The sequence below is a fragment of the Haloferula luteola genome (assembly GCF_014201715.1).
Taxonomy (GTDB): Bacteria; Verrucomicrobiota; Verrucomicrobiia; order Verrucomicrobiales; family Akkermansiaceae; genus Haloferula; species Haloferula luteola.
Map to the genome: position 1 here is coordinate 191,319 of NZ_JACHFD010000006.1, position 14,917 is coordinate 206,235.

Sequence of the window (14,917 nt, forward strand, 5' to 3'; positions counted from 1 at the left end):
CCCCAAGCCTCACTTCACCTCCACCGTCGCCAGGCCCTGAAGCAGCGACTCATCCATCGCCGGCTTCGGCTCCTCGACCTTGGCACTCAGCGGCTTGGCGCTGCGACCAAGGGTCGGATAACTCTCTCCGGGGACTTCGCGGAAGTAAGTCACTCCCAACCATGCCGTCAAAAGAGCGGCCGAACCAGATACAAAAACTTTCACGTTCATAGCAATGGGGGATCGGACGCAGCACGTTGATCCTCTGTGGGCGGGACGGGCGGACTCTTCTCCGACCGACTAACGGAAGTAAAGCAATTTCCCTGCCGGATCTGGATCATCGCGCCAATACCACCGGGGCACTGAGATTTCCAAAGCGATCGACCGCACTGATCGACAGTGCCTCGGGGGCCTCTTTCCCCCCGAGCTGGAAATCCAAACCCCCACTGGAAACGGACCTCACCCCCAGCATGCGCCACGTCCGGCCCTTGCGCCCCATCACCGCCACCTTCGCCGTCTGACCATCACCGGACTTCCAACGGATCTGCAACTGACCTCCCGACGCCGAGGCCTGAGCCGAAGGACGGCCCACTTGCCGCTGCCCCATCCACGGCATCGGCGGCACCAAGGCAGGCTCCGCATAAGCTCCTTCCTTCAAAAGATTCGCCACCCCTCCGCGATTCTGCATCAGCCCCTTCATGCTCCATTGAATGTGCCCCACGTAGTTCTTTCGGCCCACTTGACGGCTCAGCCCGACTTGCCGGGTGATCTCACTGGCCGGGCGTCCCGGGTCCTCGGAACTCCCGACTCGGGACACCGCAATCCCCGGCCACACCGGGCGCGTGCCCTGCTCCCGCCACCAATCCAATAGGGCCGAAAAACTCTGCTTTCTCGGTTGGTCCCTCCAGTAGAGCTGCGGAGCCAAATAATCGACCCATCCGTTCGCCAGCCACTTGCGGGCATCGCAACCCAACTGCTCGTAAGCATCCAACCCGGCCTCGATTCCTGTAGGCACTCCCGGCCGCCAAATCCCAAAAGGTGAAATCCCGACCCGAACCCAGGGCTTCGCCCCTTTCACCTGCCGATAGAGATTCTGGACGAAATCATCGACAATCGCTCGTCGCTGCCCCGGAGACCGGCCATCGGGAAAACCTCTTCCCGCCTCCGGATACGGATAGAAATAGTCGTCCAGGTGCACCCCATCGACATCGTATCGCCGCACCACATCGAGGATCGCGGCCATCGCCCGCTGCCGCGTCTCCGGCGCCGAAGGATCGCACCACAACAACGATCCATAGCGTTTGATGATCCCTGGGGCCGCCTTCGACACATGGCTGGAGCACGCCAAATGATTCACGTTCGACAAAGCACGGAAGGGATTGAACCAGGCGTGGACTTCAATGCCCCGCCGATGCGCTTCTTTTACCCAGAAATCGAGCGGATCGTAGCCCGGGCTCCGTCCCATCGTCCCCGTCAACCAAGGACTCCATGGCTCCAGCGATGAAGCATACACCGCATCACAATGAGGTCGCACCTGCAGAATCACCGCATTCATATTCAGCGAGGCCATCTGATTCAAAATCGCCCGTGCCTCTTCCTGTTGGCTCGCGACGCTTAGCCCCTTCGCACTCGGCCAATCGATATTGTGGACCACTGCCACCCAGGCCCCACGGAACTCTCGCGGAGGCATCGGAGGTCGCTCGCCAGACGGCCGATAGCTCTGTCCCAGAGCCGCTGAAATCAAAAGCAAAAGACCAACCAACGTGCGCAGTACCATACCGCCTACCCCATGCCTTCGAACGCCCCGGCACGCAAGCGGAGACCCAGCGAAAACCCCATTCTCTCGTTCCCTATCCACACCGCCCCCCACAAAAAAACCGCCCCCCGTCTCCGGAGGGCGGCCGAATGATCCCAGAGGATCTCGAATTTCTTATTCCGTGACCGGAACGTAGCTCACGGTGAGGCGACCGAACACGCGCGCTTCACCCATCGGAAGCTGTCCGCTGATCTCCGACTCATTGTCGGTCGTCGGCGTCCAGGTCTCCCACTCGACAAGGTCCGTGCTGGTTTCCAGACCATACTGCACTGCCGGATCGGCTGCCGCATCCGCGCCCTTGCCGAAACGAATCGTGCCATCCGCTTGCAGGCTTGGAAGCAGATCATACTGCCGTGGATTCAGGCCCAGGGCATATTCCATCAACTCCACAATCCCGTCGCCATCGGCGTCTTCGTTGAAGTTCGACCCGGAGATGCCATTGAGGGTGGCCCATTGGTCAAACAGGCTCGGCGTGATGATCGCCGTCTGCACGCGCAGCATCGGAGCCGCTCCTGCAAGTTGCGGGTTGTTCTTGATACCCGGGAAGAACGGCTGCCAGCCATCTTCGGTGTCCGGCTTCACATTCACCCCGTAGTTTTCGGCACCGGCACGCCAGTTCCGCACGACGGTGGTGATGTCGACGTAACTCATCGAACTCCAACCCATCCCGTTGAAACGAGCGGCTTCCGGGCTGATATCGGTTCCAACCACCGGACCCAGGTTTCCGAAGTAGGACTCCGTGTTCCAATCGTTGAGCATCTGGTGCACCGTGTAGTCACCACCCGTCTGAGCGTTCCCGCTGCCCAGATAGATCGGCGAGTTCGTCACGATCAACAACTCCGCCTTCACCACTTCCTCACCGATCGGGATCGACCCGTCATCGCCCGTCCCAAAGGTCACCGGGAAGCGCATCAGAGCTTCCGTCGTGCCCGTATTCGCATCGTTCAAGTCGAGGAATAGCGTTTCCACGGCCGAGCCATCCACCGTCGCCCCATCGGGAAGCGCACGGGTGTTGAGCACCGCCGATTGATCCGTCTCATAGTAGTATTCCTTCACGCTGAGGGGCGTGTAGGTCACCACCAAACGAGGACGCAGAACCGGATTCGGGTTCCCCACTGTGCAGATCGACCAGCCATCCGTCGTTCCACCCGAGAAGATCGAGAAACCGTAGTTCGGCTCACCCTTCGACCAAGCCTGCACGATCGGCGTCACATCCGCCGAATTGACACCGCCCTGCACCACCGTTCCGAAACCGGAAACCGGCAACAAAGTCGATGCCCCACGAGCCCCTTCGAATCCTTCGAAGTTGTCGGGAGAATCATCGAAACCAAGGTTCGCCCAGGTCGTCGTGTTCTCTCCAATCGCGGTGACATAATCCACTGGAATCACCAAACGGTCGACCAAATACGGCCCGCCCGTCTGCGCGTTGCCCACCGTAGAGGTCGTCAGATACAAGTGAGCATCGATCACCTCCGAACCCACCGGAATCTGGCCTGGGCCATCCCCGAAGATGTTGTCGAAATGAATCAACGCATTGTCATCCGGACTGCTGTTGGCCGGGCGCCCGTCGAGGAAGTAGTTGTCGTAGTCGACACCCAACTTATCGAACTCGGTTCCCCGCTCACTCACCAGCATATCCAACTGCCCAGTGTAGGCCTCCGTTCCCTCTTGGAAACTGACCGTCGTCGTCGGCACCTGGGGCGCTGCGTTCAGAATGCTCGCCATCGCCTTATTGAAGACACCCACGGTGTATCCCGTACCCGCTTGCAGAGTCACGATCAGGCTCTCTGCCTGCTCCAGTTCAACGTCGCCATTCGCAGCAATCACCAACTCCACGATCGACTCTCCGGCCGGGAACGTCACCGCGCCCGAAAGCACGTCGTAGTCGTCACCCGGAGTGGCCGTGCCACCCACCGAATAGTTCACCGTCAGCGGCGCATCCGTATCTCCCGACCGCCGGAAAGTCAGCACGATGTCGTCATCGCTGTTCTCCGTCGCCTGGTTGTCCGTTGCGTAAACCACCACTTCGTCACCGTTCAGAGTCACCGAATCCATCGGCATCACCACAAAGCGGAATCCTCCCTGCTGGAACTGGGCATTGAGACCCGGAAGATCCTGCGAGAAGACCACGAACACATTGCCGACCGCGGAGTACGACATGATGTTGTCTCCTGCGTTCCCATGATTGTAATCCGCGGCAATCAGCATCACCGAATTGGATGGGTTGATGATCGTTCCATCACCGATGGTCACCTCGTAGCCTTGGGTGCCCAGGTTCACCGAACCACCAACATCCCCAAGCTGATCATTCAGGGCTACCAATTCGCCATCGTTGGTCACCAATCCACTGAAAACCTGCTCAGTCGTCACCGGAACATAAACGAAGCTGAAGGCCGAATTTTGGACACCTTGGCCGTTGTCACGGCTGATGACCGTCCACTTGTCGTCTGCAAGACCCACGCTCGTCACGTTATCGAGGCCATCGCCGTAACCCATCGAGATCAAGTTACCCGATGCAGGCAGGCCCGTGATTTCATAGGCACCTGAGCTGGTGTTCACGATCGATACACCAGCCGGGAGATTGGCACTCCCCCCGATGACAGCACCCGTGGCATCAAAATTGCCACCGATCCAACCATCGGCAAATGGCAGATAGCTCAGCGAAAATCGGGACGATTCATCCGGAGTGGCCGGATTGTCTTCACCCGGACCACCATTGTCTTCCACACTAAACCCATAGTAGCCTTCCTTCTCGAAAGGCGACAGGTTGTTGTCGGCCGCCGCTAGATTACCAAGAACCGTGTAGTTCGAGCCGATCAACAGACCCGAAGCGAACGGCACCGGGGCCCCGTTGATGTTGATCGCAGGTGAACCCAGAACCGTACCAGGGTTGTCGAATGCCAGGGGCGTCGCGGTGGAACTTTCCACCACCCAGTTAGCCGGATCTGCAGGCGAGGTGCCTTCCGTGTCGGCATCCACGTCACCCCCATCGATCACCCCAGCGGTGTAACCCGGCAGGGTCGGAGACGGCAGAGTCACATCGACCACCACCTCACCGGACAGCGAAGTTTCACCGAGGTTATCCGTCGCCACCGCCGTCAGACGATGCAAGCCACCCAGCGGAGCATTGGTGTAGGAGAACTCAAAGGGCTCGGCATTGTCCGATCCCACCAGCACGCCGTTGTCGAAGAAATCGACCTTCGTAATCGTGCCATCCGCATCTGAAGCCGAAGCCGTCAGCGCGATGGTCTCTCCCAGCAAGTAACGGTCGCCTTCAAGCGGACTCGTGACCGCCACCTCCGGCTTCGCGTTCGAGGAGAACGCGTGACCCGCCGTCCAGATCGGACCATTCATCAAGGAACCAGCGACATTGCCCGCAGCCGTGCTGGTGATCGTCTCGCCAGCCCCTTCCGTCATGCCCCAACGACCCACCAATCCCGACTCGGCAGGAATTTCGAAATTCACGCGCTCACGAACCTCGGATTGGGTCAATGCCCGGTTCCAAATGCGTGATTCATCGAGGAATCCGTGGAAGTATCCCGCTGGTTCGCCGAGTGAATTCAGGGCGGTTCCAATGCCAGCGTGCTGGATGCTATCGGCGCGCGGCAGCAAGCCACCCGTGTTCACTACCGCTTCCAAGTTCCCGTTGAGATACAGGCGCCATTCGGTGCCATCATAGGTCGCCACCGCATGCTGCCAGGTGTTCATTTCAACCGGAGTCTTGCCAAACACAGGAGCATTCGTGCCCAGATTGATATCCTCAAAGTCCGCAGCCAGAACTCCCGTCTCCTCGTCAATCCCGAGGAAGTAGTTCATATCGACATTCGACTGGTCCGATTCGCCCCGCCCCTTCGTCACGAGCGGAATCGCGGTCACGCCACCCGATCCAGTGCCCGTCGCCACACCCGAACCTACACGGTAAAACCAAGTTTCCAGCGTGAAGGTCGAAAGCTTCAACGACGGATCGTCGCCAAAGGTGACGTAGTCATCGACTCCATTGAAGAACAAGCCCCCTGAGCCAGCGGGAGGAACCACTGAAAAGTAGACCTGTTCCGCCGTCGTCCGAGCACCCGCGTTGTCTTCGACAATCGCATCGACCGTGAAGTTCACCGGCGAACTGTAAACGGGAGTCGTGTATTCATACGGTGCCGTCGTGTCCGTCGCGACAAGAGCTCCATTCAGGTAGAACTCCACCGCGGTCACCGAACCCGGCGCAGCGTCGGCCGCATCCGCAGTGATCGTCACGCTGCTGCCTTGAGAAAACACCTGACCATTGCTGGGTGAAGTGATCGCAATCGTCGGCTGCTCGTTCTCCGGCTGAATCGTGAAGAATGCGAAGCTGAACATGTCCTCGTCGGCCACCGCACCATCTTCAAGCACCGGATTGTCCGTAGCATTGACGATGTCACGACTTTCCACCACCCAACCCTCAAGGGCCGCGTCCCACTCATAGGAAACGATGTTGTCGAGGTTGTTGGCCTCGCCCGTGCAGGGAGAAACGATCAACGTACCCGTCTCACCCGTTTGCGCAGCGATCTGCAACAACCAGCGGCCTTGAGTAGCGAACTCAACGGCAACACCGCTGCCGCTTTCGCTCACTCCCTTGCTGACTTCAATCTGGGTGCCATCCACCGCCACCACCGTCGTGCCGTCGGCGATTCCCGTGCCGCTGACCTTTTGACCCACTTCAATGCCGCTGGCGTCCACCACCGTCAGAGTCGTGTCGTTCGCCACCGAGATGAAGGAAATCGACACGCCCGCATCCGTGACGAATGCCGGCTCGCTGATCGTGATGGTCGTCCCGGAAATCGCCACCACCGTGGTGCCTTCCGTGATTCCCGTGCCACTCACTTCCATCCCCACAACGATCCCGCTGGCATCGCTCACCGCCAGATCGGTGGAGGTGTCGACCGTGTTTGCAGTACGCTCAAGCGTCTCACGCGCGGTCATGTCGGCCGTGGTGCCAAAGGCATTCACCGCATCCACTCCGGCGACCGGACCCAACAGTTTGGTGACCGTGTAATTGCCCCCGGAAACCTCCGAACTGCCATCACTCTGCACGCGACCCACGGCAGTCACCAAATCCGGTCCAGCAGCGGCAGTCGGAATGTAGACAAATGAAATCGGATCCCGCTCCGTTCCCGTACCATTGCTCTGGTTGTCTTTCAGAACCACATTGAAGGTTCCATCCGCATTATCGGCAGAAAGCGCAAAGTTGTCCTCGTTCTTGAATCCGGTGACCAACAAAACACCATTCTCACCCGTTGCATTCACGCCGTAGGAGCTCAGCGTGGTCAGATCGAGTTTGAAGTTGCCGCTGCCATTGTCGAAAAACTGGGCTCCACTTGCAATCCCAGCAGAAACGTGAAGTTCGTCCTGAACTCCACCATTGGTCCCACTGGAATTCTGGGTGTAACCACAAATCCAGCCTTCCGTGAACGGGAAGAACGCCGCGGCGATGTTGATGTTGAACTCGCTGCCCAAAGGAGAGTGGGCCACCGGAATGAAGAAGTATCCCGATCCCAGATCGCCATGAGAGGTCGCGTAGCTCAGACCTGTGGTGTCGCCGGTCGCGGAGTTGTCACGGCCATTTTCACGCACACTGGTAAGCATGACGCCACCTGCCGTGTCGTCTTCCATGCCAAAGCTGACATCGGTATCGCCACGGTTGGCAGCACGGATACTGAAGTTCGCCGTGCTCCCGGGAGCAACGGAAACGGAAACGGCAGGGCTGGCAGAATCGAGTCCGTTGTTCGTGGCATTCAATTGCACCACGTCCACGTTCCCGAACTCCATGCCCTGCACGCTACATGTGAGGTAGAGTGCCGCGGATGAGGCGGCGGCAAAGGTTCTAGTCATCGCGGCGTGGACCAGACAAAATCGCCCTCCATCCCGCCGAGAAGAGTCGTGCGACGCAAACGTAACTCAGCTGTTTTCAACAATATCGACACATTTCCCCCATCTCACCCGCCTTCCCGTCATACGCCTCGCCCTCCTTCCCCTCACCAAACCTCTGACACTCTGCAAGCCACATCGGAAGGCCTCACTCCTCCCGTTCAGAGGTCGGCTCAGGGTTCCCCCGCACGGATTCTGACGAAAATGTGAGATTCCCCCTCCGGCAGCGAAAAAGTGACCATTCCCCCTGCCCCCTCCACCTGCTCCTGGTGGTCCCAGCTCCACAAATCGTCGCACCACTCGACCGTATAATCGATCCCTTCCGCCCCGGGAAATCGCACTCCCGACGCGTCCACCTCCACCCGAAACACCGAATTCCGGTCTCTCGGATCACTCCCGAATGCGAGCTCATCACCATCGCTGAGACCGTCATTGTCATCGTCCTCATCCTCACCATCGGCCATGCCGTCCCGATCAAGATCGCCCACGAAAGTCATCACCACATCATCCACCGCCAATCCCTGAAATCCCATCGCCGCCGAATCAAGGATCTGCCCGGGATTCAACTCACCCCTGCTCGACGCCGAAAAATTCGCCCATGCGAAATCTGCCGAAGCCGCCCCGCTGCCCACCAACCCAAGTGACGCCCCCAAAGGCGTGCTGCCACTTTCCGCGACCCCGATGTCCACCGAACTCATGCTCGCCGCAGGCCCATCAGAGGCCGTCATGACACCCTCATAGGAGATCAGATGCAGCACCTCACCCGTTCTTTGATCGACCACCGCCAATCCATCGTTCCCCCCATTTTGCAACCCATCCGCGGGCAAATCCGCAACCAGGATCTGATACCCCCCTTCGACCGAACCCTCGGTGAAATCCGACGCCAGGGACAAAGCCTCCCCATAAACCGTCGCTGCCGCCGCCACCGATCCATTGTAACGAAACACCGCCAAATCTTCGCGCGAACCCGTGAAACCAGGGCCAACCACCACCTCAATGAACTCGCCGCTGTCCGAACCCTCATTGTCGTAATGGAGTTCATTGATCCAAACGTCCGTCGATGGCGGCGCCGCCGAAGCATCCACGAAAAACGCCATTCGCAGCCCAAATTCGCCCCCCGGTGGAATCGCTAACCCCGTCACTCGGGCCTCATGATGCGTGGTCCAACCCCCGTCGATCGATCCCGATGGCAAATCAGTCCGAGCCCCGTGAGTAAGACCAGGGACCGCAATGACCTGCCCCTCCACCACCACCGATATCTCGATGCCATCCGCTGAACCGCCCTGCGACGATCGCCACTGCTCAGCATCGTACGCCAGATCCAAAATCGACAACCATTCCTCCGAAGTGTTGCGAACACTGGCCTGCCACACCGCACGACTTCCCAACACTCCCAGACTCCCATCTGTGCCGATGCCATACGACCGTGCTCCCGCACTCACGAGACTGCCGGCATCTCGTCCCAACCAGATGGGTTCCTCCTCTCCCTCCAGCCACTGCTGCCAAGGTGCCGGAGCCGAAGTTCCTTCGAAACCATCGAAGCTCTCCACCACCGAGCTTTCAGCCCGGCCCAACTCATAAGCTCCGTCGCCCTCGTGCACCTCCAATACTGCCTGGGCCGAATCAAATCCACCTGCACTTGCATTCACCGTCACCTGCCGGTCGCCGGTCACCAAAAAATCCCGAGGCACGGAAAACGACGTCGTCCCAACCGTTTCCCCTGCGGAAATCGTCAAAGTCGACGCTCCAAAAACTCCTCCCTCCTCCGTAGCCGTAAGAGTCACTTCCACGGCGGAGCTTTGAACCGAAGGCAAAGTGACCGTCATCTGCACCGCCTCATACCCTTCCGTCAGGACCACCTGCGAAGCCGCTAACCCCAAGCTCCCCAAATCCGAATCCAATTCGAAGTCCGCAAACACCGCAAAATGGTCCGACGCATCGGCACTCGCCTCTGCATACGGCAAGGGACCGGGCTTGGCGAGCCCACCTCCCATGGCCACATCGGCCGCCGAATCGTACACCTCCGATCCATGCGGTCGACTCGCCATAGCAGGCGACACCATCAGCAAATCAAGAGTCTGCCCATATTCATAGGTTCCGTCATCTCCATTCAACTGCCGGGGGTCCAATTGCACGGGTGAAACCTCCTGAAAATACGACAACATCTGCGTCGAATACTTCACCGGAAAACTCACATCTCCTCCCAGCACATAGGTGGAGGGCAACCCAGACGGCAGACTGGTGAACGTCGTATCTGAAGACGAGGGATTGAAATCCCCCATCACGATGAAATTGTCAGCTTCCGTGAATCCCGAGGCATCGAGGTATTCCACCAACCGATGCATCTCAATCGCTCTACGGAATCGATCCGCCGTCGTCGTTCCCGACTTGAGGTGCGCCGACAGGATCAGAGGATCAGCCGTCGTCCCCGGCACATCCACCACCACCGCCGGAACGTGCCGACTGATCTCCTTCGCCCCGCCGGGTGAGGTCACCGAATCCGCCATCAACAACGGGTAACGGGACAAAATCACCACCCGCAGGCTGGTGTCAAAATTGCCCGAATTGCTCCCAGCATGCACATACGGCAACCCCAGTTCCTGCCCCAACAACTCGACCTCACTCAGCGGACTTCCACTCAGATCCGAGGTGTGCACCTCCTGCAGAGCCACCACGTCGGCATCAATCCGCTCCAAGATTGCCGCGACGCTGTCATGGTCGAGAGTACCTGGGTCTCCGAGCGCATAATCCGGCCAGCCCTCCGCATTGCGATGGGTCTCAATATTGAACGTCGCCACCCGCAAGCCCGTGGCCGACGCGATCCATGCGGGAAGCCAGGCAAGAACGACGAACCGGAACATCGCCGATTCCTAGCGCCGCGAACTTCGGGGGTCGACTTCCGAAACGTCGCCCCCGAAATTCCACGAATTCGCTGATATCAAATCTCTTTCGGAATCTCGAAGCCTTCCCGGTATTGCGGCTTGGCAAGCTCCTCGATCGCAGCCCCACCGCCGACCTTGCCATCCGCATCGAGCGTCGCCACAGGACCATGATGATAAGGCACCTTGTTGGTATCGATTCCCCAAAAAGCCAGCTGCTTCTCCTGCCGTTCGATCACCTCGGCAATGGATTCGGGCACCTCCTCAATGAGCTGCTTCCGCGGCACCGGAGAACCCGACCGGTGAGAAAGATTCCCCAAGTGAATCACCTCGCAGGCATTGATGGCATTCGCCAGCTGTCCCTTCAGAGACTTCGCATCCCGTGACTTTACGGCATCCAGGAAATTCCGGGCGTGCCCCCCACCGGCATCTCCCGGGAACTTAGCAATCTTCGTCTTGCCATCCTCGCCCACCACATAGCCGCCACCCCGCCCACCGCGAAATTCCCCTCCCTCACACGTCACCACCACCCCAACCCGCACGCCGCGATAGGCAGGCGAAGCATTCAGGTCCGGCTTCATCATCATGTCATTCACCTCAAACACCACCGGCACCCCCGCCCAATCAAACCATACCGTCTGCAAATTCGGTGTATTCCCTGCATCGTCCCAGCCAAAGCGCTGGCCGATCGATTCCACCCCTCCCGTGAATTGAGGATCACCCAAAACCCAGCGGATCAGGTCGAACTCGTGCGGAGCCTGATTTCCAATATCACCGTTCCCCGTGTTGTAGTCCCAGTGCCAATCGTAGTGCAGCTTCGGACGCAAAATCGGCCGATCCTGGCACGGACCCAGCCACAATTGATAGTCGAGGCTCTCGGAAGGCTTCAGCGGCGTGTCCCGTTTGCCAATCGACGTCCGGTTCCGGTAACACAACCCCCGAATCGCCTGAATCTTGCCGAATTCTCCCTCCTGAATTCTGCCAAACGCTTCGATCAGCCCCGTGTCGGAACGATTCTGCGTACCGGCCTGAACAATCCGCTGATACCGGGTCGCCGCTTCCAGCATCGGTCCACTCTGATCCAAGGACGACGTGACGGGCTTTTCGACATACACATCCTTGCCCGCCTGGCAGGCATGAATGGTTTGCAAGGCATGCCAATAATTCGGCGACGAAATGATGACCGCATCGATATCATTTCTTTCCAGCAACTTACGATAATCCTGATACTTCGCCACGCCGGGCACCTTGGCGGCCTGCGCGTCGAGATGCTTCTGCTCTGGATCCGCCATCGCCACGATCTCCACATCCGGCTCCCGGGAAAACTGATCCCTCAAGGCATCCGCACGCCCCCCACAGCCAATCATTCCAATGCGGATTCGGCCATTGGCGCCAAGGGCTCCAAAAGCCGGACCCGCCAAACTGACCAAGGACGCCGCGCCGATTCCTTGAAGAAACTGACGACGGCCGAAACGGAAGGATGCATGCATGGGTTTCATCACAGTTTTCCCTTACGCACCAAGGGATCAGATCTTTGTCATCATACAACTTTTTCACCGAAAATCCGCGCCATCTTCGATTCCTCTTCCGCCCGCACTCCCACCCTCCGCCCCCAGCTTGCCGATTCCCTCCCATCCTGTTAGGATGCGGTTGAGGCAAGAGATTCAACGATTCTCCCCATGAAATTCCTCTCCCGACTATTCTCTGAAACTGCCATCGAAATCCGCTCGGGCCAAGCCATCCTCCGCAAGGGAAAACATCACGCCGGCATGCTCTCAGACATTACCTCAATGGCGCGGGAACACGATCTCTCCCGAGGCGAGATTTGGATCGAATCCACCGGCAAGATCCACTTCTCCCATGAGATCCCTAAAGACCTGCATCAGCGCTTCCGCAACACTCTGGTTCTTTCCCTTTCCTGAGAATCATCCGTCCCCCCTCGCCTCCTTTCACCATTCGCAGCTCTTCACATCCACCCCACCGATCGGGATTCAGACTTGATCAGATGGGCGCACAAATTACCTGCTCCTTCGCACGCCCTTCCCCGAATGGTCCAAGATCTCCAAACCCCCACTCACATCGCCATCATCATGGATGGCAACGGCCGCTGGGCCAAAGAACGCGGATTGCCCCGCCGCGACGGACACCGCGCCGGTGCCGAATCCGTAAGAGAGTGCGTCGAAGCCTGCAAACAGCTCGGCGTCAAGTTCCTCACCCTCTACGCCTTTTCCTCGGAAAACTGGAATCGACCCGCGGCAGAAATCACCGCGTTGATGGCCCTTCTCGAACGCTTCCTCGATCAAAAGGCCGAGGAAATGATGAAACAAAATGTCCGCCTGCAAGCAATTGGCCAAGTTGATCGACTCCCCGAAAAAACCCGCGCGAAACTGAAAGGCGCAATCGATCGCACGGCGGGAAACACGTCACTGACCCTCATTCTCGCCCTTTCCTATGGCTCAAGGGAGGAAATCACGGAGGCCGCCCGCGCCCTTGCCCAAGACTCCGCCGATGGCCGACTGAACCCTCAGGACATCACCCCCAGCCTTCTCGCATCCCGCCTCTGGACCGCTCCCTTCCCCGATCCAGATCTGCTCGTCCGCACTTCCGGCGAACTGCGGTTGTCGAACTTTCTCCTGTGGCAAATCAGCTACGCGGAGATCGTCATTTTCAAAAAGTTTTGGCCGGATTTCAAACAGGCCGATCTCTTCGAAGCGGTTCAAGAATACTCGAGACGGCACCGCCGATTCGGTGGACTTTGATCCCGACTCCGACTTCCCCCTGATCGTGAAACACTTGCGATGACTCATTCCGAATCATCGCATCACCCGAATGAGGTATTCCGGTCATTTACGATGCGGGAAACTGCGGCAACACCCCCCGCAGGGTGAGCCAACCTCATGATTGCCTGTGGTCTTGCGTTGGTTGAGCGATGGCCCCACGCTCCCCCCGCCCCCGCCCATGGAGCACACCCAGGAACAAACCATTCTCATCGTCGACCAGGACCACGACTTTCTGGAGTGGGCGACGAAACACCTGTCCGCTGACGGAGTTCGAATCCTCCGCTGTGACAATGCCGATAATGCCGTGAAGGTGGTCGCCAAGACGCAAGTCGACTTGGTCATCGCGGATCTCCAGCTCCAGCCATTCGATGGTCTGGAGCTGCTGGCAAAAATCCGGCTCACCTCACCGGATACCCTTTTCATTCTCACCGCTGGATTCCCCAGCACCGGTCAAGTCATCGAGGCCACCCAGCAGGGCGCTCACGACGTGATGCGCAAGGAGGCCCTTTCCTTCGAGCTCCGTCCGGTCGTCGAAAATGCTCTCCAAGTCGCCGAGGACCGCCGCGAAGCCCATCATCCCGAGGCCGAACCCCAGGCCACCGATGCCAGGGTCAAAATCATCGGCGTGTCCCGTCCCCTTCAGGACGTTTTCAAAATCGTCGGCCGCGTCGCCCGCTCCGATGCACCCGTTCTGGTCACTGGAGAATCGGGATCCGGAAAAGAACTCGTCGCCACCGCCGTCCACGAATACTCCCCGCGGCGGCAACGCGAGTTTCTCGCCATCAACTGTGGGGCCATCCCGGAAAACCTGCTGGAGAGCGAACTTTTCGGCCACGAAAAAGGAGCCTTCACCGGAGCCATCGCGAAACGCGCCGGACGGTTTGAACAGGCCGATGGCGGAACTTTGTTCCTCGATGAAATCGGCGAAATGCCCCTCTCCGTGCAGGTCAAACTGCTGCGTGTCCTCCAAGACGGCACTTTCTCACGGGTCGGCTCGAATGAAGTCATCAAGGCCGATACCCGGATCGTCGCCGCCACCAATCGCAATCTCGCAGAAGAAGTCTCCGCGGGACGCTTTCGTGAGGACCTCTACTACCGCCTCAACGTGGTCGAAGTGAAACTGCCGCCCTTGCGCGACCGGCCGGAAGACATCCCGCTTCTCGCCGAGTTCTTCCTGCAGAAAATCACTCGCAAGAACGGCATGGCGCGCATTCGCCTCTCGTCCGAGGCGATTGGCGCTCTGCAAGCCCACCATTGGCCCGGCAACGTCCGCGAACTGGAAAATACCATCGCACGCGCCTGCGCACTCGCCTCATCGAACGTTCTCCTTCCCGGTGACATCCCGCTGGCCGTGGCCCCCGAGCAGATCAATGGCATCAACAAGGCCATCGACACCCTGCTCGACCGCATGCCGTCCGATAGCGCCCACAAATGGCTCATGGAAACCATCTCCTCGCGGGCACTCGAACGCAACGATGGCGACATGAAACGCGCCGCCAAGCTTCTAGGCCTCTCTCAAGTCGAGTTCCGCGATTGGAACTCCCGCGACTGAAGCGACGGCCGCCATT

General features: G+C 59.0%; 8 protein-coding genes. 3 read left to right on the forward strand and 5 right to left on the reverse strand.

Annotated features, from left to right (window positions below; all coding sequences use genetic code 11):
- Nucleotides 1–9 precede the first annotated feature (9 nt).
- The 5 genes from HNR46_RS08085 to HNR46_RS08105 all read right to left on the reverse strand — a co-directional run bounded on the left by HNR46_RS08085 (nt 10) and on the right by HNR46_RS08105 (nt 12,068).
- Complete coding sequence (locus tag HNR46_RS08085; RefSeq protein ID WP_184017580.1) at nt 10–210, reverse strand: hypothetical protein; 201 nt, start codon at nt 208–210, stop codon at nt 10–12.
- 106 nt (nt 211–316) lie between these two features.
- On the reverse strand, nt 317–1,669 hold the full coding sequence (locus tag HNR46_RS08090) for a glycoside hydrolase family 10-like protein (RefSeq protein WP_246417984.1): 1,353 nt from the start codon (nt 1,667–1,669) through the stop codon (nt 317–319).
- 240 nt (nt 1,670–1,909) lie between these two features.
- A complete protein-coding gene (locus tag HNR46_RS08095) occupies nt 1,910–7,654 on the reverse strand; it encodes an Ig-like domain-containing protein (protein WP_184017584.1) in 5,745 nt (1,914 codons plus the stop codon).
- 209 nt (nt 7,655–7,863) lie between these two features.
- Nucleotides 7,864–10,551, reverse strand: coding sequence for an endonuclease/exonuclease/phosphatase family protein (locus HNR46_RS08100; RefSeq protein WP_184017586.1), 2,688 nt, complete (start codon nt 10,549–10,551; stop codon nt 7,864–7,866).
- Nucleotides 10,552–10,628: 77 nt separating this feature from the next.
- On the reverse strand, nt 10,629–12,068 hold the full coding sequence (locus HNR46_RS08105; protein ID WP_221285074.1) for a Gfo/Idh/MocA family protein: 1,440 nt from the start codon (nt 12,066–12,068) through the stop codon (nt 10,629–10,631).
- A gap of 180 nt (nt 12,069–12,248) precedes the next feature.
- On the opposite strand from HNR46_RS08105, the gene HNR46_RS08110 reads away from it, so the two are divergent.
- The 3 genes from HNR46_RS08110 (at nt 12,249) to HNR46_RS08120 (ending at nt 14,901) form a co-directional block, all read left to right on the forward strand.
- Nucleotides 12,249–12,491 carry a DUF3634 family protein gene (locus tag HNR46_RS08110; protein ID WP_184017591.1) on the forward strand — a complete coding sequence of 81 codons (243 nt, stop codon included), beginning with the start codon at nt 12,249–12,251 and terminating at the stop codon, nt 12,489–12,491.
- A gap of 126 nt (nt 12,492–12,617) precedes the next feature.
- Nucleotides 12,618–13,328, forward strand: a complete 711-nt coding sequence (gene uppS / locus HNR46_RS08115; protein ID WP_184017593.1) for an undecaprenyl pyrophosphate synthase — start codon at nt 12,618–12,620, stop codon at nt 13,326–13,328.
- Nucleotides 13,329–13,527: 199 nt separating this feature from the next.
- On the forward strand, nt 13,528–14,901 hold the full coding sequence (locus HNR46_RS08120) for a sigma-54-dependent transcriptional regulator (protein ID WP_184017595.1): 1,374 nt from the start codon (nt 13,528–13,530) through the stop codon (nt 14,899–14,901).
- Nucleotides 14,902–14,917 lie beyond the last annotated feature (16 nt).

What these genes read in the sequence shown, in the direction of transcription:
- HNR46_RS08120 (WP_184017595.1), top strand. Translation starts at nt 13,528, where the DNA reads ATGGAGCACACCCAGGAACAAACCATTCTCATCGTCGACCAGGACCAC.
- HNR46_RS08085 (WP_184017580.1), bottom strand. Translation starts at nt 210, where the DNA reads ATGAACGTGAAAGTTTTTGTATCTGGTTCGGCCGCTCTTTTGACGGCA.
- HNR46_RS08100 (WP_184017586.1), bottom strand. Translation starts at nt 10,551, where the DNA reads ATGTTCCGGTTCGTCGTTCTTGCCTGGCTTCCCGCATGGATCGCGTCG.
- uppS (WP_184017593.1), top strand. Translation starts at nt 12,618, where the DNA reads ATGGTCCAAGATCTCCAAACCCCCACTCACATCGCCATCATCATGGAT.
- HNR46_RS08090 (WP_246417984.1), bottom strand. Translation starts at nt 1,669, where the DNA reads ATGCCTCCGCGAGAGTTCCGTGGGGCCTGGGTGGCAGTGGTCCACAAT.
- HNR46_RS08105 (WP_221285074.1), bottom strand. Translation starts at nt 12,068, where the DNA reads ATGAAACCCATGCATGCATCCTTCCGTTTCGGCCGTCGTCAGTTTCTT.
- HNR46_RS08110 (WP_184017591.1), top strand. Translation starts at nt 12,249, where the DNA reads ATGAAATTCCTCTCCCGACTATTCTCTGAAACTGCCATCGAAATCCGC.
- HNR46_RS08095 (WP_184017584.1), bottom strand. Translation starts at nt 7,654, where the DNA reads ATGACTAGAACCTTTGCCGCCGCCTCATCCGCGGCACTCTACCTCACA.